The organism is Staphylococcus simulans, from assembly GCF_002994445.1.
GTDB lineage: Bacteria > Bacillota > Bacilli > Staphylococcales > Staphylococcaceae > Staphylococcus > Staphylococcus simulans_B.
In genome coordinates, this window is the sequence record NZ_MRZJ01000002.1 from 92,972 (window position 1) to 115,114 (window position 22,143).

Consider the following 22,143-nt stretch of genomic DNA (forward strand, 5'->3'; position numbering starts at 1 on the left):
TTATTATAGAAGTTGCAGCGGTTCAGGTATATTACTTTGACTTAATGCGTATAAAAAAAGAGCGAGACAGAATTCTCGCTCTCATCATGCTTATGATTTGATCAACTGGCGTAACCAGATATTTAAAATAATTACTAATATACTTGTGATGATGATAATCCATATAAACGGTCCAACACTTTGTCCGCCTTGGATACCGACAAGCGGTGCAACAATTCCGCCTAAGATAAATTGGAATAAACCAAGCAGGCTGGATGCATTTCCGCTGCCGCCTGAGCGTTCTTCTATTGCTAATGAGAAGCCGAGCGGTCCGATACCTGTAACCGGCCATACCATAATAAAGAAGGATGCGATTAATATAGGTAACGGCAAGTGGAAACCTGTCGCAAAAACAACTAAAAGCACACCGAAGATTTGAATACCTGTTAAAATATGCAGCAATTTTTCACGCTCAATAAATTTGACTAAGAAAGCAGTCACCTGACTCATTACAATCAATCCGATACCGATAAAGGCATACATCCAGCCGAAAGCTTGCGGCGACATGTTATAGATTTTTTGTGTGATGAACGGTGATGCAGCTGCGAAACTAAACAGCATAACATATGTGAAACCTTGCATTAACATAGGAATCACAAATTTCGGTTTGCTTAATAAATGTCCGAAGTCTTTGAATATTTCTGAGAAATTCAAGCGCGCATGGGCAACTGAATGGGTTTCTTCCATTTTAACCAGTGCGACTGCGAATATTACCAAGGAAATAATTGTTAATGCCATGAAAATCATTTTCCAAGAAGTAAAAGCAAGTGTATAACCGCCGATAAGCGGCGCAATAATCGTAATGATACCGTTAACAACTAATAAAGTGGCTAGAATCTGCGTTAAACTGGCACCTTCGTATCGGTCGCTGACAGTAGCTCTGGCGATTACAATCGCACCGCCGCCCAGCAGACCTTGGAAGAAACGCAGTACTAAAAATACATTGATGGATGATACAAAGACACATGCGACAGAAACAACTGCGATACCGATCAGTATCGAAAGCACAGTCTTTTTGCGTCCGTATACATCTGATAATGGCCCAAAGACAAATTGTCCAAGTGCCATACCAATCATGACAAATGACAATGTAAGCTGCGAAGTTGATGTGGATACATCAAAATCATCTCTCACTTGCGGCAAAGCAGGGTTGTACATATCTACTAACATTGGACCAAATGCGGTCATAGCCCCTAAGACGATAATCATAATCAAGGGCAGTCGTGATTGTTCAGTTTTAATCATATTTCTTCTCCTATTCTTCAATCTCATTTCATTATAGTAGTTATCGACAAAAATGTAACGCAAATTTTTTGATTGTCTGAGACGTTTTCGAAATAAGTGAAAATTTAATTTTGTAAGTGTTATAATAACGAAGCAATAGAGATATTATTAAGAAAAGCGACGGTGCACGAGAGATGAAATTAACGCAAACGCATTTTGAAATTATCAAGTTTATTATTGTAGGCGGCATTAATACATTGAACTATTACATCGTCTATTTATTACTGCTTAAATTAATAGGTATCAATTACCTTGTCAGTCATATTACAGGGTTTATTGTCAGTTTTGTGATTTCGTATTACTTGAACTGTTACTTTGTTTATAAAGTCAAACCGACATGGAAGAAGTTTATTCAGTTTCCGCTTACACAAGTGGTAAATATGGGGATGCAGACGGTGCTGTTGTATATCTTTGTACAATGGTTTCACATCTCATCAGTCATTGCGCCATTTGCCGGTCTGATCATTACAATACCTGTTACGTTTGTACTCTCTAAATATATTTTAAGAGACTAAAGATCCAGTGAGATGTGTATAAAACAGCGCATCTCGCTTTTTTATTTTTCAAAGGGAAGGATGTGCTCTTAAATTAGGGGAGGCTAACTATTAATTTAGCCCAAGAAATAAAAAAATAATTAAAAATGAAAAAATTGAAACCCGCTATGAAATGCCGCATACTTAAAATGAATTATACAAAAAGGTGGGACATCCAATGTCGCAAAGTCTGAATTTGAAGCGTGCACAAAAGGGCGCTTATTTAAGTTTAGTAACTTACATTGTTTTATCGGTTGCTAAATATATTGTAGGTACAATCTATCATTCTGCTGCTGTACGTGCAGATGCGTTGAACAATATGACAGATATTCTCGTATCCATTGCGGTGATTGTCGGTTTGAAAATATCTATCAAACCGCCGGATAAAAATCATCCGTATGGTCATTTAAAGTCTGAGAATATTGCTTCATTGCTTGTTTCATTCATTATTATGTTTGTCGGGGTACAAGTCATTATTCAAGATTTCCCAAGACTCTTTTTAAATGATTATCATACACCGAATCCAGTCACAATTATTATCAGTTTAATCAGTGGTGCGATTATGTCGGCAGTCGCATTGTACAACTTCAGACTCGCGAAACAAACAAAAAGCCGTTCGCTCCATTCTTCAGCAGTCGATAATATGTCAGACAGTATTGTCAGTTTAGGTACGGGTGTCGGTTTGATTTTTACACAATTCGGCATGCCGATAGTCGATATTATTTTAGCGATTATTCTCGGCTTCTTAATTGTTTATACAGGTTTTTCAATCTTCAGAGAAGCTATCTTTACATTGAGCGACGGCTTTAATGAAAGGGATTTAGAAACATATCGCCAAGATGTTTTAGAAGTGTCTGATGTTTTAGCTGTTAAAAGCATCAAAGGCCGTTATCACGGCAGCAGTATCTTTGTGGATGTCACAATTGTGGTTGAACCAGATTTGACGCTTCAAGAAGCACATGAAATCTGCGATCGTGTGGAAACATATATGCATGAACAAGGTGTCTCTTCTGTTTATGTCCATCCAGAACCGTATCATCCAGAAGCAGAGGGACATCATGAAGTGCATAATAAAGATTACAACCATTCTTAATTGAACACATAATTAAAACCCTTAAGTATCGGACTTAAGGGTTTTGTTTATGTGGTATAAGGGTAAATTTTACCACCAATTATTTGCCATTCTGAATTGAATTGCGTTGTCGATAGAACCGTAACGCTCTTCTGCATATTGGATCATGCCTTTAGTTTGTTCTTCCACTGTGCCTGTACCCCAGTATTCTTTAGTTTGACCTAGACCTCTGTAGCCTAACTCATTGACAGCGTCTGGGTTACCGCTCGATTCAGGCATAACAATGTTTTCCCACATTGCTTCTGTGCCGCCTGCAGCGATGAAGCGGTCATGTACAGATTGTGTACTTGTTTGTTCGGCTGCTTGTGCTGTATTTGTATCAGCTTGCACACCGGCAGTTGCTGCTGTAGCGATTGAAAAAGCAGCAAATGATGATAATAATAATTTCTTCATAAAAATATCCTCCTAGACTACTTGTTCACGAATGCATTAAAAATTTACAAGACCTACTGTATCATTGATTGAAATTAAGCAGGTTACACTGAGTTCACAACTTTTTTACTAATGAAATGAAATATAACAACTTGATGACACTGTATTTCAAAATGTGTCAATTTTGTATTTTTGAAATTTGAGTGAAAAAAAGTGAGTATCACAATGGAAAAGTGATAGAATATTATATGAAAAGTGATGTATTCAAATTGAGCGCTTTTCTTAGAAGAAAGGAAGGATAACTATGCCTCAATTAATATTATGCCGACATGGTCAAAGTGTATGGAACGCAGAAAATTTATTTACCGGATGGACAGATGTTGATTTATCTGACCAAGGTAGAGAAGAAGCAACGACTTCAGGTGATCGCTTGAAAGAAGAAGGAATTCAAATCGATGTGGCTTTTACATCTGTATTGGAACGTGCGATTAAAACAACTTACTTCTTATTAGAACGTTCAAACCAATTATTTATCCCTGTTCACAAAACTTGGAGATTAAATGAACGCCATTACGGCGGCTTGCAAGGTTTAAACAAAGACGCTGCACGTCAAGAATTCGGTGAAGAACAAGTGCATATTTGGCGTCGTTCTTATGACATTGCACCTCCAGAAGCAACTCCAGAACAACGTAAAGCTGATTTAGCAGACCGCAAATACAGCGACTTGGATTCACGTGTTGTACCGACTTCAGAAAGTTTAAAAGATACTTTAGCACGTGTAATTCCTTATTGGGACGATGCAATCGCACCAGAATTATTAAAAGGCAAAACTGTGTTAGTTTCAGCTCACGGCAACTCATTACGTGCTTTAATCAAACACATTGAAGGCGTATCTGATGAAGATATCGTAGGCTATGAAATTAAAACAGGTTCACCGCTTATCTATGAATTAGATGATAACTTGAACTTTGTATCTAAAAAATATTTATAATAGAAACAGAACAATCAAAAGGCAATGATGCTTGATTTAGTATCATTGTCTTTTTTATAAAAAAAGGCCTGAGTCATCTCTATCTAGAGCGGACTCAGGCAATTTAATTTTGCAAATGACCAATAGCGTTTTAAAAGATTCAGACTCATGAAAGTCTAGGATTAAAAGTTTTAGGGAATGTTTTGAAATACTGTTTATATCTAGCTGCAGAGATGCTGACTAGAGCACACATAGGACATAAAGGATTGTGAAAATTAATGTTTAAGGATCATTTGCAAAGTATATGTGAATCTATTATTTGTTATTGCGTTTGTTTGCCTTGATAATCTTTAACGCACGTTTGCGTGTTTTGATATTAGGGCTACTTAAATTACGTCTTGCTGTTGCTAAATCTTGTTTCATTGATTTCGCCTCCAATCGTAAATACTATTATGCATGATTAAGGATGATTTGTAAATAGGAATGATTACGATTTAGAAAATAAATAAGGGTAATTAGTGACATAATTGTGAAGATTTTGGATATATAGAGTAGTGAAGAGGTGAGCAAATAGTATTGACGGAAAGGGCTGGGTAGCTTAAAATATAGATTAATCCGATTAGAACAATAAGGATAAAAGGAGAAACGATATGAAGAGAATATTATTGGCGTTATTAACAATTGTAGTTGCTGTTGCTTTGGCTGCTTGCGGCAATGGCAGTGATAAAAAATCATCAAGCAAAGATGATAAAACTCTAGTAGTTGGAACAGAAGGTACATATGCTCCATTCACTTTCCATGATAAACAAGGCAAATTGACGGGTTATGATATCGATGTAACTAAAGCAGTTGCGAAAGAAATGGGTTACAAAGTCAAATTCAAAGAAACACAATGGGATTCAATGTTTGCTGGATTAGATTCAGGACGTTTTGATGTCATTGCGAACCAAGTAGGTATTAACAAAGACAGAGAGAAAAAATATAAATTCTCTAAACCTTATACTTACTCTAAAGGTGTGTTGGTAGTCGGCGAAAAGAATACTGACATTAAAAGTTTCGACGATGTTAAAGGCAAAAAAATGGCACAAACATTCACATCTAACTTTGGCGAATTAGCTAAGAAAAAAGGTGCTGAACTTGTTAAAGTAGACGGCTTCAACCAAGCAATGGACTTGATTCAGTCTAACCGTGCCGACGGTACATTCAATGATAACTTGTCATACTTAGACTATAAAAAACAAAAACCTAATGCGAAAATCAAAGTGATTGAAGGCAATGCAGAGAAAAGTCAATCTGCGTTCACTTTCTCTAAGAAAACAGATGATAAAACAATCAAAGATGTAAACAAAGCATTAGAAAAATTAGAGAAAAACGGCGAATTAGAAAAAATCGGTAAGAAATGGTTTGGTCAAGATGTTTCTAAACCTTAATGCGATTCTATTAAACGATCAGCAGCAGCACGCATTTGATGCTGCGAAACAAGCATTCTTGCCGATGTTAGAAGGTTTGGTCAAGTATTCCATTCCTATTACACTCGTCACTTTTGTATTAGGTTTGCTGATAGCACTATTTACAGCTTTAATGCGCATATCAACCAGCAAAGTATTGCGCGGTATTGCACGTGTATATGTTTCAATTATCCGAGGTACACCGATGATCGTACAATTATTCATTATCTTCTATGGTTTGCCCGAACTCGGCAGATTGGTAACGAATAATCCCGATACCCAGTGGACATTACCGTCCGCAATTGCCGCAATCATAGGACTTTCATTAAATGTCGGTGCCTATGCTTCTGAAATTATCCGAGGCGGTATTTTATCTATTCCAAAAGGACAGACTGAAGCAGCTTATTCCATTGGAATGAATTACAGCCAAACAATCAAACGTATTATTTTGCCTCAAGCTATCAGAGTGTCAGTACCTGCTTTAGGAAACACATTCTTAAGCTTGCTGAAAGATACATCGTTGCTTGGCTTTATCCTTGTTGCTGAGATGTTCAGAAAAGCCCAAGAAGTAGCATCGACAACATATGAATATTTAACAATTTATATTCTTGTTGCCTTAATGTACTGGGTTGTATGCTTTATCATTTCAGTGATTCAGTCATACTATGAAGCTTACTTAGAAAGAGGGTATCGTTCATGATTGAATTAAAGAATGTGAAAAAGTCATTCGGTGACAAAGAAGTCATCAAAGGTGTCGACCTTAATGTAGCGGAAGGCGAAGTCGTTACATTAATCGGACGTTCTGGTTCAGGCAAGACGACATTGCTTCGTATGATGAATGCTTTAGAGCTGCCGACAGAAGGTCAAGTCTATGTCAACGGCGAAACGTATACGAATAATGATAAGAAGTCGCAAATTCGTGTGCGCAAACAATCAGGAATGGTATTCCAAAACTATAATTTATTCCCGCATAAGACAGCAATCGAAAATGTGATGGAAGGTCTTATAGTTGTAAAGAAATTATCAAAAGGCGAAGCAAGAAAACGAGCGGAACATCTGCTTGAAAAAGTAGGATTAACACACGTTAAGGATCAGCACCCTGGTGCTTTATCCGGCGGTCAGCAACAGCGTGTTGCAATTGCGAGAGCTTTAGCTATGAATCCTAAAGTGATGCTTTTTGATGAGCCGACTTCTGCACTTGATCCAGAACTAGTCGTTGAAGTATTGCGTGTAATTAAAGAACTCGCAAAAGAGGGAATGACGATGGTCATCGTGACGCATGAAATGCGTTTTGCGAAAGAAGTATCAGATAAGACAGTCTTTATTAATGAAGGTGTGATTGGTGAAGCTGGTAAGCCTTCAGAGCTTTTCAACCATCCTAAAACACCTGAGTTGCAGAGATTTTTAAATGTGATTCAAGAACAATAATTAATATAAAGTCTTCGGTTAGCAGATAATCGAAGGCTTTTTTATGCTTTTGTTCATCAACTATTGGCAACACAGTATGTTAGCGTGTATGATGTAGCTTGAGAGTACAAAATGAAGTGATTATAAAAGAAAGTAAGGATTCGATTCACATCATCAACTATTAAACTCATGAATCGAGGCGTATATCAATGAAAAAATGGTTCATACTTGCCAGTATCATCTTATTAGCTGTAATTGTACAAGGATGTTCTCAAAAAGATCCTGAATTAGAAGGCAAAGGCAGCAAAATTAAAATCATAGAATTTGCGGATTATAAGTGCCCTTATTGCAAGAAGGTAGATGATCAAATCATGCCCGAGCTGCAAAAAGAATATATTGATAAAGGTAAAGCAGAGTATCAAATGGTCAATCTTGCATTTTTAGGCAAAGACTCTATTATCGGTTCTCGTGCAGGACATGCGGTACAAATCTATGCACCGAAACAATATCTTGCGTTCCAGCATAAAATCTTTAATCAGCAGCCAGATACAAAAGATCATAAAAAGCCATGGATCAATGAAAAGCTGCTAGACGGTTTGATTGATGAATTAGATGTATCAGATGAAACAAAAGCAAAGATTAAAAAAGATTATAAAACGAAAGACAGCAAGTCATATAAAGCCGCAATACAAGACCAGAAATTTGCAAAAGAGAAAAAGATAGATACGGTACCTGTCGTTTATATCGACGGCAAAGTGGTAAAAGATCCGTACCATATAAAAGACTATAAAACATTGTTAGATGAAAAATAACAAGCAACAGACTGTGCACTGCGTGATAAACGTAGCAGCACAGTCTTTTTTCATGTTTCAACGTTGCATGCTTCTTGTGTTTGATGTAGGTAAGTGATAAAATACCTTGGTACAAAACGTAACAATTACGATTTACAAATATAGATTGAGAGAAATAAAGAAAGGAAGTAATAAGCTATGCAACATTATCGTGTGGCAATTATAGGAGCGGGAGCAGCAGGGATTGGAATGGCCATTGCGTTCCAACAAATCGGCTTAGATGATAATGATATGACAATCATTGATAAAGGCAAGGTTGGACAATCCTTCTTAAATTGGCCGAAATCTACAAGAACGATTACACCTTCATTTACGACGAATGGATTCGGAATGCCGGATATCAATGCGGTCTCTACTGAAACATCTCCAGCTTATACCTTTAATGAAGAACATGTTTCAGGCGCAACATATGCGGATTATTTACAAACAGTCGCACAGCACTACGAATTGCCTGTACAAGAAGATACAGCAGTAGAGAAAATCGACTTTGTGGATGGACATTATGAAATCAATACAGACCAAGGATTGATTACGAGCGAGTATGTCTTTATCGCAACAGGGGACTTCTCATTTGCGCGCAAGCCTTTCAAATATGGTCAGCACTACAGCGACGTAGAAGACTTTACTCAAATGCCGGGTGACGAATATGTCATTATCGGCGGTAATGAAAGTGCGTTTGATGCTGCAATTTGTATGGCAGAACAAGGTAAACAAGTTAAAATCTACACGCACTCAACAGGCTTAGATGATAAACATGCAGATCCAAGTATCCGATTATCTCCTTATACGCAGCAGCGTCTGCGCAAAGTCGTTGAAAACGGCGCAGAAATCGAATTGAATGTTGGCTACACAGCATCTAAAGTCACTTATTCTGATATGGACAAAAAGTATGTCGTGCATTTCAACAATGGCAAACAAGCCACATCTAAAAACGAACCGATTCTTGCGACTGGATTTGATGCGACAACGAATCCTCTAGTCCAACAGCTCTTCAGTACACATGATGGTGAAATCGAACTTACAGAAGATGATGAATCTACACGTTACCCGAATGTGTTCATGATTGGACCGACAGTACGTCATGCGGATGCAATTTTATGCTATATCTATAAATTCCGTGCACGCTTTGCAGTATTAGCCGCAACAGTTTTAGAACGCGAAGCATTAGAAATCAATGAAGAAGCGGTAGAAGTGTACAAGGATAACAAAATGTACCTTGATGATTACAGCTGTTGCGAAGTGGACTGCTCATGCTAGAAGTTAAATTCAATTTAGCAACAGGTCAGTATACTTCGATTCATGACACACAGCATGCATTGAAATTAACAGGTTTCAACAAATTAACAACTGCGCAGCAATTTTTGCTGCGCCAGTTTATTCTAAAGCAGCAAGTCAACGCTTCACCGTATCACGCTGTGACATCTGATTCAAAAACGACACAATCAGATATAAGAAAATTAAAAGCTTACGTAGAAGAAAGCCGTCAGCACCAGCCTAAGTTTCACGATACACTTTTAGGCTGGCTGATTATTTTCTTAATGTTTGCGCTGCCGATCTTTTTGGCCTATCACTTCTCAGATTGGCTTCAAAGCAATTATGTATCATTTTGGATTGAAATGATGATGCATCGTGCCCATACTTCTATTCATTGGATTGACCAAGTCCTTTATGGAGATTACGGTGTATTATCGCTTGGTATTTATTCGCTCGTTTGGGCCTTGCCGGTTGTAGTGATGATAGGGATTTCAACGGCAGTCATTGATCAAACACAGCTCAAACAATTTGTTGTATGGTCGATTGAACCGACGATGCGCAAGGTAGGCTTAGACGGTCAAGATATTATTCCGGTACTTGAAGGCTTCGGTTGTAACGCGGCTGCGATTACACAAGCCAACAGTCAATGCAGTGCATGTACAAAAGAAAATTGTATGAGTATTATTAGTTTCGGCTCATCATGCAGTTATCAAATCGGTGCAACGTTATCGATTTTCAGTGCAGCACAACATTCATGGTTGTTTGTACCGTATCTGCTGTTAGTATTTATCGGAGGCATTATCCATAATAAATTATGGTATCGCAACAAGACTCAATTTCATGTTACGCCTCCAATTTACCGCAATAAACTGCAATGGCCGAAACTAAAACCCTTGTTACAACAAATCTGGGGTACGATTGAAATGTTCTTACTCCAAGCTTTACCTATCTTTATCGGTATTTGTATTGTTGTCAGCTTGTTATCACTGACACCGATTCTGAAAATCATTGCTTTGGTCTTTACACCATTGCTTTATCTGCTTCATATTCCAGATAGTATGGCACCAGGTATTTTATTCTCAATGATTCGTAAAGACGGCATGCTGCTGTTTAATTTCGGCAATGGGGCTGTCTTGCAGTCATTAACACCTGCAAGTTTGCTTGTATTAGTCTTCTTCAGTTCAACATTCTCATCATGTATGGTCACAGTATCTATGATGGCAAAACATTTAGGACTGAAAAAGAGCGGTGCCCTTATCGGCAGACAAATGGCCACATCAATCGGTTTGACTTTAGTAATTGCGTTGCTCGCAGGTGTCTTAATATAAAACTAGTACTATAATCTTTGATAAGAAAGAGGCGTAGTGATGGATATTATTATTATTGGAGGCTTTTTAGGCGGCGGTAAAACAACGACGTTGAATCACTTGATCAAAAAGGCTTTAAATCAATCTATGCAGCCGGCAGTCATCATGAATGATTTTGGGCAAGCAAGTGTCGACAGCTATTTAGTTGATCGATCTGTGCCGATGGATGAGATGATAGATGGATGTATCTGCTGTGCGATGAAGGCAGACGTTTCTAAACAGCTGCATCAGCTTTATTTGCAATATCAGCCAGATGTTGTGTTCGTAGAATGCAGCGGTGTTGCAGAAACACAATCTGTGATTGACGCATGTTTAACACCTGTATTGGCACCGATTTCTAACATAGCAAGTGTTATCGGTGTGGTGGATGCATCGCTGTATCATCGCATTAACAACTATCCAGGAGACATGCAGAAACTGTATTATGATCAATTGACGTATTGTTCGCATTTATGGGTGAATAAAATCGACTTATGCGAACCGGATCAAATTGCAGAGATATTGTCTGATTTGAATATCTTGAATGACAGTGCTGAAATTTCAGTAGGTACTTATGGACAATTAGATTCTCAAACATTATTTTCACATCAAGCCGCTTCTATTGTACCGACACAAAAGGATGCGGATGCTTGTAAACATACACCGCATCATCAAGGTATCGGCCATCGTTATTTTGAATGTGTTCATACGGTGGAATTAGAAGATTTAGTAAGATGGTTTGAAACGTTGCCGCAATCGACGTATCGTGTAAAAGGATTTGTACAGTTGGCTGAACATCCTGATGTGCACTTAGTTCAATATGCGGCAGGACAATTAGAAATAGAACCGATACAGTTAGAAAATCTGGTAGACCGTTATTTAGTGGTCATCGGCAGTGATTTAAATCAAATAGAAACACCCAGCTTTTAACGCTGTGCACGCTATCTAATCCGATAGCGTGTTTTTTCATACTTTTGTCACGTATAAATAGAAATGAAACGGGTATTTTAAAAATGGACCAAAGAAATGAACCTAAACACTTGATATATAAAATATATGTGGTATACTAAGTATACAAATAAAAATTGGAGGTTTGTTTTATGACTAAATTTACTTTTGATGCAGCACATTCTTCTATCGGATTCCAAGTGAAACACTTAATGGTTTCTAAAGTGAAAGGCGGATTCGATTCATTCAACGTTGAATTATCAGGTGACTTAAATGACTTCAGTTCACTTAAAGGTGAAGCTGTAATTGATGTAAAATCAATCAATACTAACCAAGAAGACAGAGATAACCACTTACGTACAAACGATTTCTTCAGTGCAGATGAACATCCGGAAATCAAATTCGTAATCAAAGAAGCTTCTGAAAGCAAAGTAACTGGTGATTTAACAATCAAAGGTGAAACACACGAAGAAACTTTCGATGTTGAATACGACGGCGTAAGCAAAAACCCATTAAACGATACAAACGTAGCTGGTTTCACAGTATCAGGCAAAATTGACCGTGAAAAATACGGCATGAGCTTTAACCAAAAATTAGAAACAGGCGGCGTATTAATCGGTAAAGATGTTAAATTCTAAGCAGACGTAGAATTTATCGTTGAAGACTAATTAATTATAGATACACTGGAATGCAGCAAGGGCTGTATTCCAGTTTTTTAATGTTTTACTTTTATTTTGGGAATGATTGGCAAATCGACTGGGAATAGATACATAATAGAAGTATCCACTTTAACAGACAAAGGAGTCATAAATCATGACAGTAACGAGACAGGTAATCAAATCATCGGTACACGTACATTTGAAGCAAGTATTCAAAATGTATTCAATGCCTATACGATGAAAGAAAAATTTGAACAATGGTTCTTTCCTAAAGGCGGATCATTAAAAGTATATGAATTTAATCCGAAACCAGGCGGAAAGAATTTCTTTAAAATTCAAATGCCTGACGCAGAAAGCTACACCGTTCAGCAATATGATGAAATTGAAGCACCGCATAAAATCATCTATCATGACTATTTTGCGGATGAAAAAGGCAATATCAACACTGATATGAATGGAATGCGCGTGGAACTGTATCTTACATCTAAAGGCAGTTCGACGACAGAAGTGAAGTCTGTTTCTGTAATGCCTTCAGAAGAAGCGGCCAAACAATTAATGGAAATGGGTGTTGAACAAGGCATGGAAAGTACGCTGGATCAGTTAGAGGAATTGCTGAAAAGGTAGTGGGGGATTCCCTGATTTACGGCTTTTGACATATTTATCAGGGCTTAAAAGTGCTACACTGACTATGTAATCTAAAAGAGGTGAAAAGCATGAACGAACGTTATGTCAAAGTCGTAATTCTTTACGTATTAAGTACATTGATTCCATCTGCAGTCTTTCCATCAAAATGTATCTCTAATAGTGCATTGAGATGGTTCTTGCGTACCGTAGCAGGTTGCGGTATCTTCTCAGCTGGATTGAAATGGATGGTTAAACGTAAAGCACAAAAAAATGCTTAATAGGTCAATGAATACTGCCGGGACAGTGCACATGCTGTTCCGGTGCTTTTTTTGTTTAATGTTTTGTACGCTCTTTAATTCTAACTAAATTTATCATTAAGATAACTTTAATTCGATTAACATATATCAACACATTATTAATAAATTGTATAGGGAAAAATTCAAAATAAGGGTAGGCATAGACTTATTTTAATAATATACTAGATGTATCTCAATGAGTGAATTGGAGGAAAGTAAGTCTATGGGCATGAAAAATCTTAAAACACTAGAAGATACATACGCTTCACGCCAAACGATGGACGCAGTAGTCGGCTCGTCTCAAATGAAAGCCGTCATGTTAGAGAAAACGCCAGTGCGTTATTTCTTTAAATCTATGATGTCAGGTTTCTTATTATCTATTGTGGCAGTCTTTATGCTTGCGATGAAAACACAACATACAGGTTTGAATGAAGGGACAATCAACTTTATCGGTGCGGTTTCATTCAGTTTAGCCTTAGTGTTAATCGTACTTACACAATCAGAACTATTAACAAGTAATTTTATGTACATGACAGCGGGTGCTTATTATAAATCAGTGCCTATCGGTAAAATCATTTGGTTATTTATCTTTTGTTTTATCGGTAATATTGCAGGCGGATTTGTATTGTTCGGTCTAATGAAATTTACGCATGTAATGACACCGGAAATGATTAAAGCTTTGACAGGTATTGTTGAAAAGAAAACAACATTAGGGACTTGGGAAGGTATTTTAGTAAAAGGGCTCTTCGCAAACTTCTTTATCAACATCGGTATTTATGTTTCAATGCAATTCAAAGACGGTTTATCTAAAACATTCTTTGTGGCATGCGGTGTTGTAGTCTTCGTGTTTATGGGATATGAGCACGTTGTATACAATGCGAACTTATTCTCTGGTATGATGTTTTACAATATCGGCGCATTAGCTTGGTTAGATGTATTGAAAAATATTGTCTTTGCCTTTATCGGAAACTATATCGGTGGCGGTATTTTCATAGGTTTGCTTTTTGCGTTCTTTAACGGTAAACGTAATCGTTATATTGAAGAACAAAAATAAACGGATTTCAGTTTTTTACCGAGAAATTATTATTTTGAACAATCAAAACACATAAATAGTTGCATTATGTTAGGGAATCCCCTCAAGATTAAACTAAGGGGATTCCCTATTTTTATTATAATTTTGTGAATGCATTCACATTAATGTAAAAATTAAGGTACAATGCATATAAAGGGGGGAATGCATATGACACAAACAATTGTCGTTATGCATGGAATGAGACGCGGTAAACAAAACCAATTATTGATGGAGGAGTTAGATAGAGTCGCAAGTCAAATTGACGGTACGTTTGATGTGGCATTTATCGAAAGCGATGAGCTTTCATTGCCTCAAATTATCCGCAAACATTTGTGGGAAGGCGAAACATCATTTGTGATTGTTCCATTATTGCTGTTTTCGGGTAGACATTATTTACAAGACTTGCCGAAAGTGATGCATGAAATGCAGTTGATGTTTCCAAGTATTACGTATGAAATTCGTCAGCCCCTTTGCGATCATCCGAGTCTGACAAAATGGGTCAATCAGCGTATTGAAGCATGGCCAGATGCCCATACACCAGGCTCCGCTATTATACTTATTGGTCACGGCAGTCCGATTGTGACTGAACCAGACGATGAAATCGATACGTTAGCAGCACAAATTACGACAGAACTGCCGGTTTACACTATGATGTTTTACGGTAATAAACAATATGAAGATTTATTACCGCAAATGAAAGACAATTACGATCAGCTCTATGTGATACCTGTTTTCTTCTATAACGGCTTCTTAGTAAACAAAATTAAGAAGAAAATCAATGCTATTAAAGGGGAGTCTGATATCACAATTGCCGATGCGTTGAATTTTGAACCTGAGTTAGACGAGATGTTAATTGATAGATTGAATCAGAAAGAGGCGGTTTAAATGTATTATCCTATACAACTAGACTTATCTAAAAAGCATGCAGTACTTGTAGGCGGCGGCAGAATAGGATATCGCAAGTTTAAACAACTTGCTAAAGCGAATTGCGGAGATGTAACAGTCATTTCTAAATCTTTTTTGCCAGAATTTTTTGAAGAGTCTTACCCTAATATGAAACTCATTACTAAAGACTACGATAAAGAAGACATTGCCGATGCGGATGTTGTCATTATTGCGACAGATTCACCGGAAATCAATGATCAAATCAAAAAAGACACGACACCTAATCAACTCGTGAATCATACCGGGGATAAAGAACGCTCTGACTTTTTCAACATGAAAGAATTTGATTTTGAAGACTTGTCTATCAGTGTCCGCTCTAATGGCGGAGATTATAAAAAGGCGAAGAAAGTAGCTCAAGCCATTCAGGAATTTTTAGATAAAGAATACGGGAGGGAATAGGGATGCCAAAACAAAAATTAGTCATGATCGGTAACGGCATGGCCGGTGTCAGAACTATTGAAGAGATATTAGAAAGAAATTCAGATAAATTTGAAATTACGATTATTGGTAAAGAACCATATCCTAACTATAACCGCATTATGTTATCCAACATTCTGCAAAAGAAAATGTCGGTAGATGAAACAATCATGAACCCTTATTCATGGTATGAAGAAAACGGCATTACATTAATTACAGGAGAGCGTGCAACAGGCGTCAACCGTGAGCAGCAATTAGTCATGACTGAAAAAGGAAAAGAAATTCCTTATGATGTATGTATTTTTGCGACTGGTTCGAATGCTTTTGTATTACCGCTTCCAGGCCACGACTTACCAAGTGTCATCGGCTGGCGTACAATTGAAGATACAGAACGTATGATTGAAATTGCGCAAACGAAAAAAGAAGCTATCGTAATCGGCGGCGGCTTGCTTGGTTTAGAATGTGCCAGAGGTTTGCTGGACCAAGGCATGAACGTTACAGTGGTACACTTAGCTGATTGGCTGATGGAAATGCAGCTGGACCGTCAAGCAGGCGAAATGCTGCGTGAAGACTTAGAAAGACAAGGTATGCGCTTTGAATTAGGTGCGAATACTAAAGAAATTCTAGGTGAAAATGACGTAGAAGGTATCCGTTTAGCAGACGGCAAAGAATTACCAGCTGATTTAGTAGTTATGGCTGTTGGGATTCGTCCATTCGTACAAGAAGCGAAAGACTCTGGTTTAGAGGTTGAACGCGGTATTGTTGTAGATGACTTTATGCGTACTAGCGATGAAAACATCTATGCAGTGGGTGAATGTGCGCAGCATAACGGCAAAGTTTATGGCTTAGTTGCGCCGTTATATGAACAAGGCAAAGTGTTAGCGGACTACTTAACAGACCGCGAAACAGAAGGCTATAAAGGTTCAACAACATTTACTTCATTGAAAGTATCTGGCTGTGACTTATACAGTGCTGGTCAAATTCAAGAAGATGAAGAAGTTGAAGGTGTTGAAATTTACAACAGTCAAGATCATGTCTATAAAAAGATCTTCTTAAAAGGCGAACGTGTTGTAGGTGCAGTATTATATGGCGATACAGATGATGGTACACGTTTCTTCAATATGATGAAAAAACGCGAATCAATCGAAGACTACACACTAGTATCTTTATTAAGCAAAGCAGGCGAAGAAGACGGCTTGTCTGTTGCGGATATGGATAACGAAGAAACTATTTGTGGATGTAATGGTGTGACAAAAGGTACAATCGTCAACGCGATTGTAGAAGATGGTTTAACATCTGTAGCCGAAGTCACAAAAGCAACTAAAGCAGGCAACTCTTGCGGTAAGTGTAAACCGCAAATCGGTGAATTATTAGAACATACATTAGGCGGTGCGTTTGTCGCATCTAAACCAGCAGGTATTTGTGAATGTACTGACTTGACACGTGACCAAATCGTAACGCAAATCCGTGCTAAAGGCCTTAAAACATCTAAAGAAGTACGTAATGTACTTGGATGGAAAACAGAAGGCGGTTGTCCTAAGTGCCGTCCTGCTATCAACTACTACTTGAACATGATTTATCCAAATGAACACGAAGATGAAAAAGCATCTCGTTTCGCAAACGAACGTTACCATGCGAATATTCAAAATGACGGTACATTCTCAGTCATCCCACAAATGCGCGGCGGTGTAACGAACCCTGATCAGTTGATACGTTTAGGTGAAGTTGCGAAGAAATATGATGTACCATTAGTGAAAGTAACAGGTTCGCAGCGTATCGGTTTATACGGTATTAAGAAAGAAGACTTGCCGAAAGTATGGAAAGATTTAGGCATGCGTTCAGCATCTGCTTATGCGAAGAAAACGCGTTCTGTTAAGAGCTGTGTGGGTAAAGAATTCTGCCGTTTCGGTACACAATATACAACACGTCTCGGTATTCGTTTAGAGAAAACATTCGAATATATCGATACACCGCATAAATTCAAAATGGGTGTTTCTGGTTGTCCAAGAAGTTGTGTAGAATCAGGCGTTAAAGACTTCGGTGTAATCGGTGTAGAAAACGGATTCCAAATCTATGTCGGCGGTAACGGCGGTACTGAAGTTGTGAAAGGTCAATTCTTAACAACAGTTGAAACAGAAGATGATGTTATCAAACTTTGCGGTGCCTACATGCAGTATTACCGCGAAACAGGTATTTACACTGAACGTACAGCACCTTGGTTAGAAAGAATGGGCTTTGATGTAGTTAAAGACTACGTACTGAACAAAGAAAATCAAGACGCATTATACGAACGTATCATGGAAGCAAAACGTGCAGTTGAACAAGAGCCATGGTCTGAAATTGTAAATGATCGCGAAGATCAAAAAATCTTTGAAGTAGAGAAGGTGTAAGGATGCATACGTTAGAAAAAATTAAAGTAGCGGCGTTAGATGACTTAACACCCTTAATCGGTAAAAAAGTCATTGTTAAAGATAAACAAATCGGATTGTTCCTCACAGAAGACGGTACAATTCATGCCATCAATAATGTGTGTCCGCATAAACAAGGGCCATTATCTGAAGGTACAGTGGCAGGACATTCTGTGTTCTGTCCGCTTCACGACTCTCAAATCGACTTGAAAACAGGTCTTGTCCAAGATCCTGACGAAGGTTGTGTTGAAGTCTATACAGTAGAAGTTGAAGATGGAGATGTGTATTTATGGCTGTAAGCACGACCGGTCATGTGTATTTGGTCGGTTCAGGGCCAGGCAATCCTAATCTATTAACACGAAAAGCAGAACATCTGATTCGTACTGCAGATATTGTGTTGTATGATCGTTTAGTCAATCCATTCATTTTACAACTAGCAGCACCTGGAATTGAAATTGTGGATGTCGGCAAGAAGCCGTACAGCCGCCATATTCAACAAGGTGAAATCAATGACATTATTGTAGAAGCAGCATATAAACATCAAAAGGTCGTACGTTTAAAAGGCGGCGACCCTGCGATATTTGCGCGTGTGCAAGAAGAAGTAGAAGTATTGAAATCACATCAGATTCCATGTGAAATTGTGCCGGGAATTACGACTGCCAGTGCAGCAGCTGCAGCATTAGGAATCGGGTTAACCAGCCGCAATATTTCTAAAAGTGTCACGTTTACAACAGGAAGCTTCAAAGATTCTCAAGAACAAGAAATCGATATTGCATCACTAATCGATGGCGGCACGCTTGCGATTTATATGGGCATTAAACGTCTGCATACGATTATCAGCCAAATTTATAAACAAGTCGGCAAAGATTATCCGATTTGCGCAATCTTCAATGTTTCTTATTCGAATCAAGTAGTAATTCAAGGGAAACTTTCAACGATTGAAGATGATGTCAGAGAAGCAGCACCTGACGATGCGCCGGGTATTTTACTCGTCGGAGATGCGATGGCACTTACAGACGGCCCGACGTTTATTGAAACGGATCATCTGCCGGAATACTTCGGCAAACAATGTATTGTGACAGGCGACAGAGAAGCCGCAATCAATAAAGCATTTGAAATTTATGATGCTGGCGGCTATGCGATGATTGATCCGAATACAGGTGATGAATATCATCAAAGTCAGTTGGATTTAATTTATCGCTTCATGCAGATGGATGATATTACTGAAATTATTAAAGCTTAGTTGACTGAACCGCTAAGCACACAAGACTAAAATTGAATTCAATATGTATAAAAAGGACCGTGTACCTAGGTGAAACCCTAAGTATACGGTCCTTTCGTTTTATCCATAGTGATTTATTATTAAAGCTTGTCAGTTACTCCGCGTTTTCTTTTGTTAATGCAGCTTCTGCGTTTGCTTCTCTTTCTTGCATTTTATGAATATGGCCTTCGCCCCAGCTGCAAAGTGAAGTTAAGATATTATTTAAACTTGTACCGTAGTCAGAGAGTTCGTATTCCACTTTCGGCGGAATCTGTTGATACACAATGCGGTTGATAATTTGATCGTGTTCTAGTTCTCTTAATTGCTGCGTTAACATTTTCTGTGTGATTTGAGGAATGGCACGTTTTAATTCTGAGGTACGCATTGTTCCTTCATCTTTTAAATGACATAAAATAACAGGTTTCCATTTGCCTCCGATAACATCAATTGTTGCTTCTACACCGATATTATAATCTTTCATAGTTTCACGTCCTTTTTTATAGGTACTTTTTGGTGCCTATCGTACTTTTAGGTAGCTATAGCACAATAAAGTACGTACTTCCTAATAGAAATCTTTGGCTATATAATAACACATATCACAAAAAAGGAAAGGGTTTTGATGAGGGGGTAGGGTACTTAAAAGTACTTATAGTACTTAAAGGTACTTATAGCACAATAAAGTACGTACTTCCCAAAAAGAAACTCTGGTTTTATAATCAGATTAACTCAAAAAAGGAAAGGATTTTGAAGATGAATAAAAATCGATTTGCCATACTTGCTTTAGCGGTTTCAGCCTTTGCCATCGGGATGACAGAATTTATCAGTGTTGGTTTATTACCACTGATCCAACAAGAATATAATATTACTATTGCATTAGCAGGGTTGACGGTTTCTATGTATGCTATCGGTGTAACAATCGGTGCACCGCTGCTTACACCATTAACGAATAAAATGAAAAGAAAACATTTGCTTTTGGGAATAATGATGGTATTTATTGTCGCAAATGGTTTAGCAGCTTTTTCAGTAACATTTGGTATGCTTTTGGCGATGCGTATTTTATCAGCGCTGATGCATGGGGTGTTTATGAGTGTAGCTACAACAATCGCGAGCGACTTGGTAACACCGGATAAACGTTCTAGTGCGATTGCGATGATGTTTACCGGACTTACAGTTGCGACGATTACAGGCGTTCCGTTCGGAACATGGATTGGTCAGCAATTCGGTTGGCAAATGTCATTCATTGCGATAGCATTCATCGGATTATTAAGTCTAATCGCAAACTTGATCTTTGTGCCGAGCGACTTAACAGAATATGATCAAGCACCTATGTCGGAACAATTGAAAGTTTTCAAGAATAAATCTTTATTAATGGTCTATTTAATTACAGCATTGGGTTACGGCGGTACGTTTGTAGTTTATACGTATTTAACAACGTTATTAACTCAATCTATGGGGTATAGTGATTCTGCAGTTGTGGTTATCTTAATCTTTTACGGCGTGATGGTTGCGATAGGCAACACATTAGGCGGTAAATTGACAAACACACAACCTGTACGTGCATTGATCGGTATCTTTGTGATGCAGGCACTGATTTTATTAATTGTAGGCTTTACAGCGCACTTGCATATTTTAGGATTGTTATCTGTAATGTTGATGGGCTTGTTCGCATTTATGAATGTGCCTGGTTTGCAGTTGATTGTCGTGTTGTTAGCTGAAAAAGATAATCCAGCTACGGTTAACTTTGCTTCTAGTATCAATATTTCCGCCTTTAATATCGGTATTACATTAGGTTCAGTCATCGGCGGATATGTATTAGAACAATTTTCTATTGTCGCAACACCATACTTCGGTTTTGCGATGGTAATTATCGCAAGTATCTTCATGTATTGGCTTTACAAACAACCTAAAGTAGAAACAGCAGTTTAATAATAAAATGAAAACATATTAAGGAGTGTATTGAAAGATGGAAATCAAAACTTTAAACAATAAAAATGAAATGCCTGGATTAGGCTTAGGTGTCTTCCGAGTAGAAAATGACGACACAGCGAAAAATGCGGTGAAACATGCGATTGTCAGCGGTTATAGAAGTATCGATGCCGCATTGATATACGGTAATGAAGAAATGGTCGGTCTTGGTATCAAAGAAGGTATCAAAGCAGCGGGAATTTCACGCGAAGATTTATTTATTACTTCTAAATTATGGTTAGATGATTTCGGCCGCGAGAACGTTGCTGCTGGTTATCAAAAATCATTGGATAATCTTGGCTTAGATTATTTAGACCTTTACTTGATTCACTGGCCAGGTACAGATGAAACATTAATGGTAGATACTTGGAAAGGCATGGAAGATTTATACAATGCGGGTAAAGTGAAAAATATTGGTGTTTCTAACTTTAATATTGAACACTTAGAAACTTTAAAAGCACAAACTGATATCAAGCCTGTGATTAACCAAGTAGAATTCCACCCGTACTTAACTCAAGAAGCATTGAGAGATTATTTAAGTGATGAAAATATTCAAATGGAATCTTGGTCTCCATTAATGAACGGCGATATTTTAAAAGATGAAACAGTGAATCGTATTGCGGATGAATTAGGCAAATCACCTGCACAAGTTGTGATTCGCTGGAACATTGAAAACAATGTCATCACAATTCCTAAATCTATTACACCTTCACGTATTGAAGAAAACTTTGATGTCTTCAACTTTGAGTTAACATCAGAACAAGTCAAAGCCATTTCATCATTAAATGAAAACAAACGTATCGGACCAGATCCAGCAAGTTTCAATGGTTAAGAATATAAATATTTATAGAGCAGTATCTCAGAAAATGGGATACTGCTTTTTTTCATTTTCATAAAATGTAGGGAATACCC

The 22,143-nt window shown here is 37.8% G+C and carries 25 protein-coding genes; 21 read left to right on the forward strand and 4 right to left on the reverse strand.

Going from position 1 to position 22,143, the window contains the following annotated elements; translation table 11 throughout:
• Positions 1–90: 90 nt before the first annotated feature.
• Positions 91–1,284, reverse strand: coding sequence for a multidrug effflux MFS transporter (locus C7N65_RS03755; protein ID WP_105993140.1), 1,194 nt, complete (start codon positions 1,282–1,284; stop codon positions 91–93).
• A 173-nt stretch (positions 1,285–1,457) separates the two neighbouring features.
• On the opposite strand from C7N65_RS03755, the gene C7N65_RS03760 reads away from it, so the two are divergent.
• Together C7N65_RS03760 and C7N65_RS03765 are read left to right on the forward strand one after the other, a co-directional pair.
• Entirely contained in the window at positions 1,458–1,838 is a 381-nt protein-coding gene (locus C7N65_RS03760) for a GtrA family protein (protein WP_105993141.1), read from the forward strand.
• Positions 1,839–2,034: 196 nt separating this feature from the next.
• The gene (locus tag C7N65_RS03765; protein ID WP_105993142.1) at positions 2,035–2,949 is read left to right on the forward strand and encodes a cation diffusion facilitator family transporter; all 915 of its coding nucleotides are present in this window, start codon (positions 2,035–2,037) and stop codon (positions 2,947–2,949) included.
• Between the two features lie 69 nt (positions 2,950–3,018).
• Here C7N65_RS03765 and C7N65_RS03770 read toward each other — a convergent pair whose 3' ends face one another.
• Complete coding sequence (locus tag C7N65_RS03770; protein ID WP_105993143.1) at positions 3,019–3,381, reverse strand: hypothetical protein; 363 nt, start codon at positions 3,379–3,381, stop codon at positions 3,019–3,021.
• A 283-nt stretch (positions 3,382–3,664) separates the two neighbouring features.
• Between C7N65_RS03770 and C7N65_RS03775 the strand changes: the two genes are divergently transcribed.
• Positions 3,665–4,351: a 2,3-diphosphoglycerate-dependent phosphoglycerate mutase gene (locus C7N65_RS03775; protein ID WP_105993144.1), complete on the forward strand. Its 687-nt coding sequence runs from the start codon at positions 3,665–3,667 to the stop codon at positions 4,349–4,351.
• Positions 4,352–4,645: 294 nt separating this feature from the next.
• On the opposite strand, the gene C7N65_RS03780 is transcribed toward C7N65_RS03775, so the two are convergent.
• Positions 4,646–4,753, reverse strand: a complete 108-nt coding sequence (locus C7N65_RS03780; protein ID WP_105993145.1) for a putative metal homeostasis protein — start codon at positions 4,751–4,753, stop codon at positions 4,646–4,648.
• Between the two features lie 227 nt (positions 4,754–4,980).
• On the opposite strand from C7N65_RS03780, the gene C7N65_RS03785 reads away from it, so the two are divergent.
• The 16 genes from C7N65_RS03785 (at position 4,981) to cobA (ending at position 19,248) form a co-directional block, all read left to right on the forward strand.
• Positions 4,981–5,760, forward strand: coding sequence for an amino acid ABC transporter substrate-binding protein (locus C7N65_RS03785; RefSeq protein ID WP_105993146.1), 780 nt, complete (start codon positions 4,981–4,983; stop codon positions 5,758–5,760).
• Positions 5,744–6,478 carry an amino acid ABC transporter permease gene (locus C7N65_RS03790; protein WP_105993147.1) on the forward strand — a complete coding sequence of 245 codons (735 nt, stop codon included), beginning with the start codon at positions 5,744–5,746 and terminating at the stop codon, positions 6,476–6,478. The genes C7N65_RS03785 and C7N65_RS03790 overlap by 17 nt, the downstream gene beginning before the upstream one ends.
• Entirely contained in the window at positions 6,475–7,206 is a 732-nt protein-coding gene (locus C7N65_RS03795; RefSeq protein ID WP_105993148.1) for an amino acid ABC transporter ATP-binding protein, read from the forward strand. The genes C7N65_RS03790 and C7N65_RS03795 overlap by 4 nt, the downstream gene beginning before the upstream one ends.
• A 188-nt stretch (positions 7,207–7,394) precedes the next feature.
• Positions 7,395–7,997 (forward strand): DsbA family protein, encoded by a 603-nt coding sequence (locus C7N65_RS03800; protein ID WP_105993149.1) that lies wholly within the window; start codon positions 7,395–7,397, stop codon positions 7,995–7,997.
• Positions 7,998–8,174: 177 nt separating this feature from the next.
• The gene (locus C7N65_RS03805) at positions 8,175–9,293 is read left to right on the forward strand and encodes an NAD(P)/FAD-dependent oxidoreductase (protein ID WP_105993150.1); all 1,119 of its coding nucleotides are present in this window, start codon (positions 8,175–8,177) and stop codon (positions 9,291–9,293) included.
• Entirely contained in the window at positions 9,287–10,618 is a 1,332-nt protein-coding gene (locus tag C7N65_RS03810; RefSeq protein ID WP_105993151.1) for a nucleoside recognition domain-containing protein, read from the forward strand. Before C7N65_RS03805 ends, C7N65_RS03810 begins: the two co-directional genes overlap by 7 nt.
• A 39-nt stretch (positions 10,619–10,657) precedes the next feature.
• Complete coding sequence (locus tag C7N65_RS03815) at positions 10,658–11,566, forward strand: CobW family GTP-binding protein (protein ID WP_105993152.1); 909 nt, start codon at positions 10,658–10,660, stop codon at positions 11,564–11,566.
• 170 nt (positions 11,567–11,736) lie between these two features.
• The gene (locus tag C7N65_RS03820) at positions 11,737–12,222 is read left to right on the forward strand and encodes a YceI family protein (protein WP_105993153.1); all 486 of its coding nucleotides are present in this window, start codon (positions 11,737–11,739) and stop codon (positions 12,220–12,222) included.
• A gap of 102 nt (positions 12,223–12,324) precedes the next feature.
• Positions 12,325–12,867 carry an SRPBCC family protein gene (locus C7N65_RS03825; RefSeq protein WP_105993375.1) on the forward strand — a complete coding sequence of 181 codons (543 nt, stop codon included), beginning with the start codon at positions 12,325–12,327 and terminating at the stop codon, positions 12,865–12,867.
• A gap of 89 nt (positions 12,868–12,956) precedes the next feature.
• Positions 12,957–13,145 (forward strand): hypothetical protein, encoded by a 189-nt coding sequence (locus C7N65_RS03830; protein WP_105993154.1) that lies wholly within the window; start codon positions 12,957–12,959, stop codon positions 13,143–13,145.
• Between the two features lie 241 nt (positions 13,146–13,386).
• The gene (locus C7N65_RS03835; protein WP_105993155.1) at positions 13,387–14,217 is read left to right on the forward strand and encodes a formate/nitrite transporter family protein; all 831 of its coding nucleotides are present in this window, start codon (positions 13,387–13,389) and stop codon (positions 14,215–14,217) included.
• A gap of 186 nt (positions 14,218–14,403) precedes the next feature.
• Positions 14,404–15,120 carry a sirohydrochlorin chelatase gene (locus tag C7N65_RS03840; RefSeq protein ID WP_105993156.1) on the forward strand — a complete coding sequence of 239 codons (717 nt, stop codon included), beginning with the start codon at positions 14,404–14,406 and terminating at the stop codon, positions 15,118–15,120.
• The gene (locus C7N65_RS03845; RefSeq protein ID WP_105993157.1) at positions 15,121–15,579 is read left to right on the forward strand and encodes a bifunctional precorrin-2 dehydrogenase/sirohydrochlorin ferrochelatase; all 459 of its coding nucleotides are present in this window, start codon (positions 15,121–15,123) and stop codon (positions 15,577–15,579) included.
• Between the two features lie 2 nt (positions 15,580–15,581).
• A complete protein-coding gene (gene nirB, locus C7N65_RS03850) occupies positions 15,582–17,987 on the forward strand; it encodes a nitrite reductase large subunit NirB (RefSeq protein ID WP_105993158.1) in 2,406 nt (801 codons plus the stop codon).
• Between the two features lie 2 nt (positions 17,988–17,989).
• Positions 17,990–18,304: a nitrite reductase small subunit NirD gene (gene nirD, locus C7N65_RS03855; RefSeq protein WP_105993159.1), complete on the forward strand. Its 315-nt coding sequence runs from the start codon at positions 17,990–17,992 to the stop codon at positions 18,302–18,304.
• Positions 18,295–19,248: a uroporphyrinogen-III C-methyltransferase gene (gene cobA, locus C7N65_RS03860; protein ID WP_105993160.1), complete on the forward strand. Its 954-nt coding sequence runs from the start codon at positions 18,295–18,297 to the stop codon at positions 19,246–19,248. Before nirD ends, cobA begins: the two co-directional genes overlap by 10 nt.
• 133 nt (positions 19,249–19,381) lie before the next feature.
• Here the strand turns inward: cobA and C7N65_RS03865 are convergent, their stop codons facing one another.
• Entirely contained in the window at positions 19,382–19,747 is a 366-nt protein-coding gene (locus C7N65_RS03865) for a winged helix-turn-helix transcriptional regulator (RefSeq protein WP_105993161.1), read from the reverse strand.
• Between the two features lie 269 nt (positions 19,748–20,016).
• On the opposite strand from C7N65_RS03865, the gene C7N65_RS03870 reads away from it, so the two are divergent.
• Both C7N65_RS03870 and C7N65_RS03875 read left to right on the forward strand, forming a co-directional pair.
• On the forward strand, positions 20,017–21,192 hold the full coding sequence (locus C7N65_RS03870; RefSeq protein WP_105993162.1) for an MFS transporter: 1,176 nt from the start codon (positions 20,017–20,019) through the stop codon (positions 21,190–21,192).
• A 37-nt stretch (positions 21,193–21,229) separates the two neighbouring features.
• Positions 21,230–22,063 carry an aldo/keto reductase gene (locus C7N65_RS03875; RefSeq protein ID WP_105993163.1) on the forward strand — a complete coding sequence of 278 codons (834 nt, stop codon included), beginning with the start codon at positions 21,230–21,232 and terminating at the stop codon, positions 22,061–22,063.
• Positions 22,064–22,143: the final 80 nt, after the last annotated feature.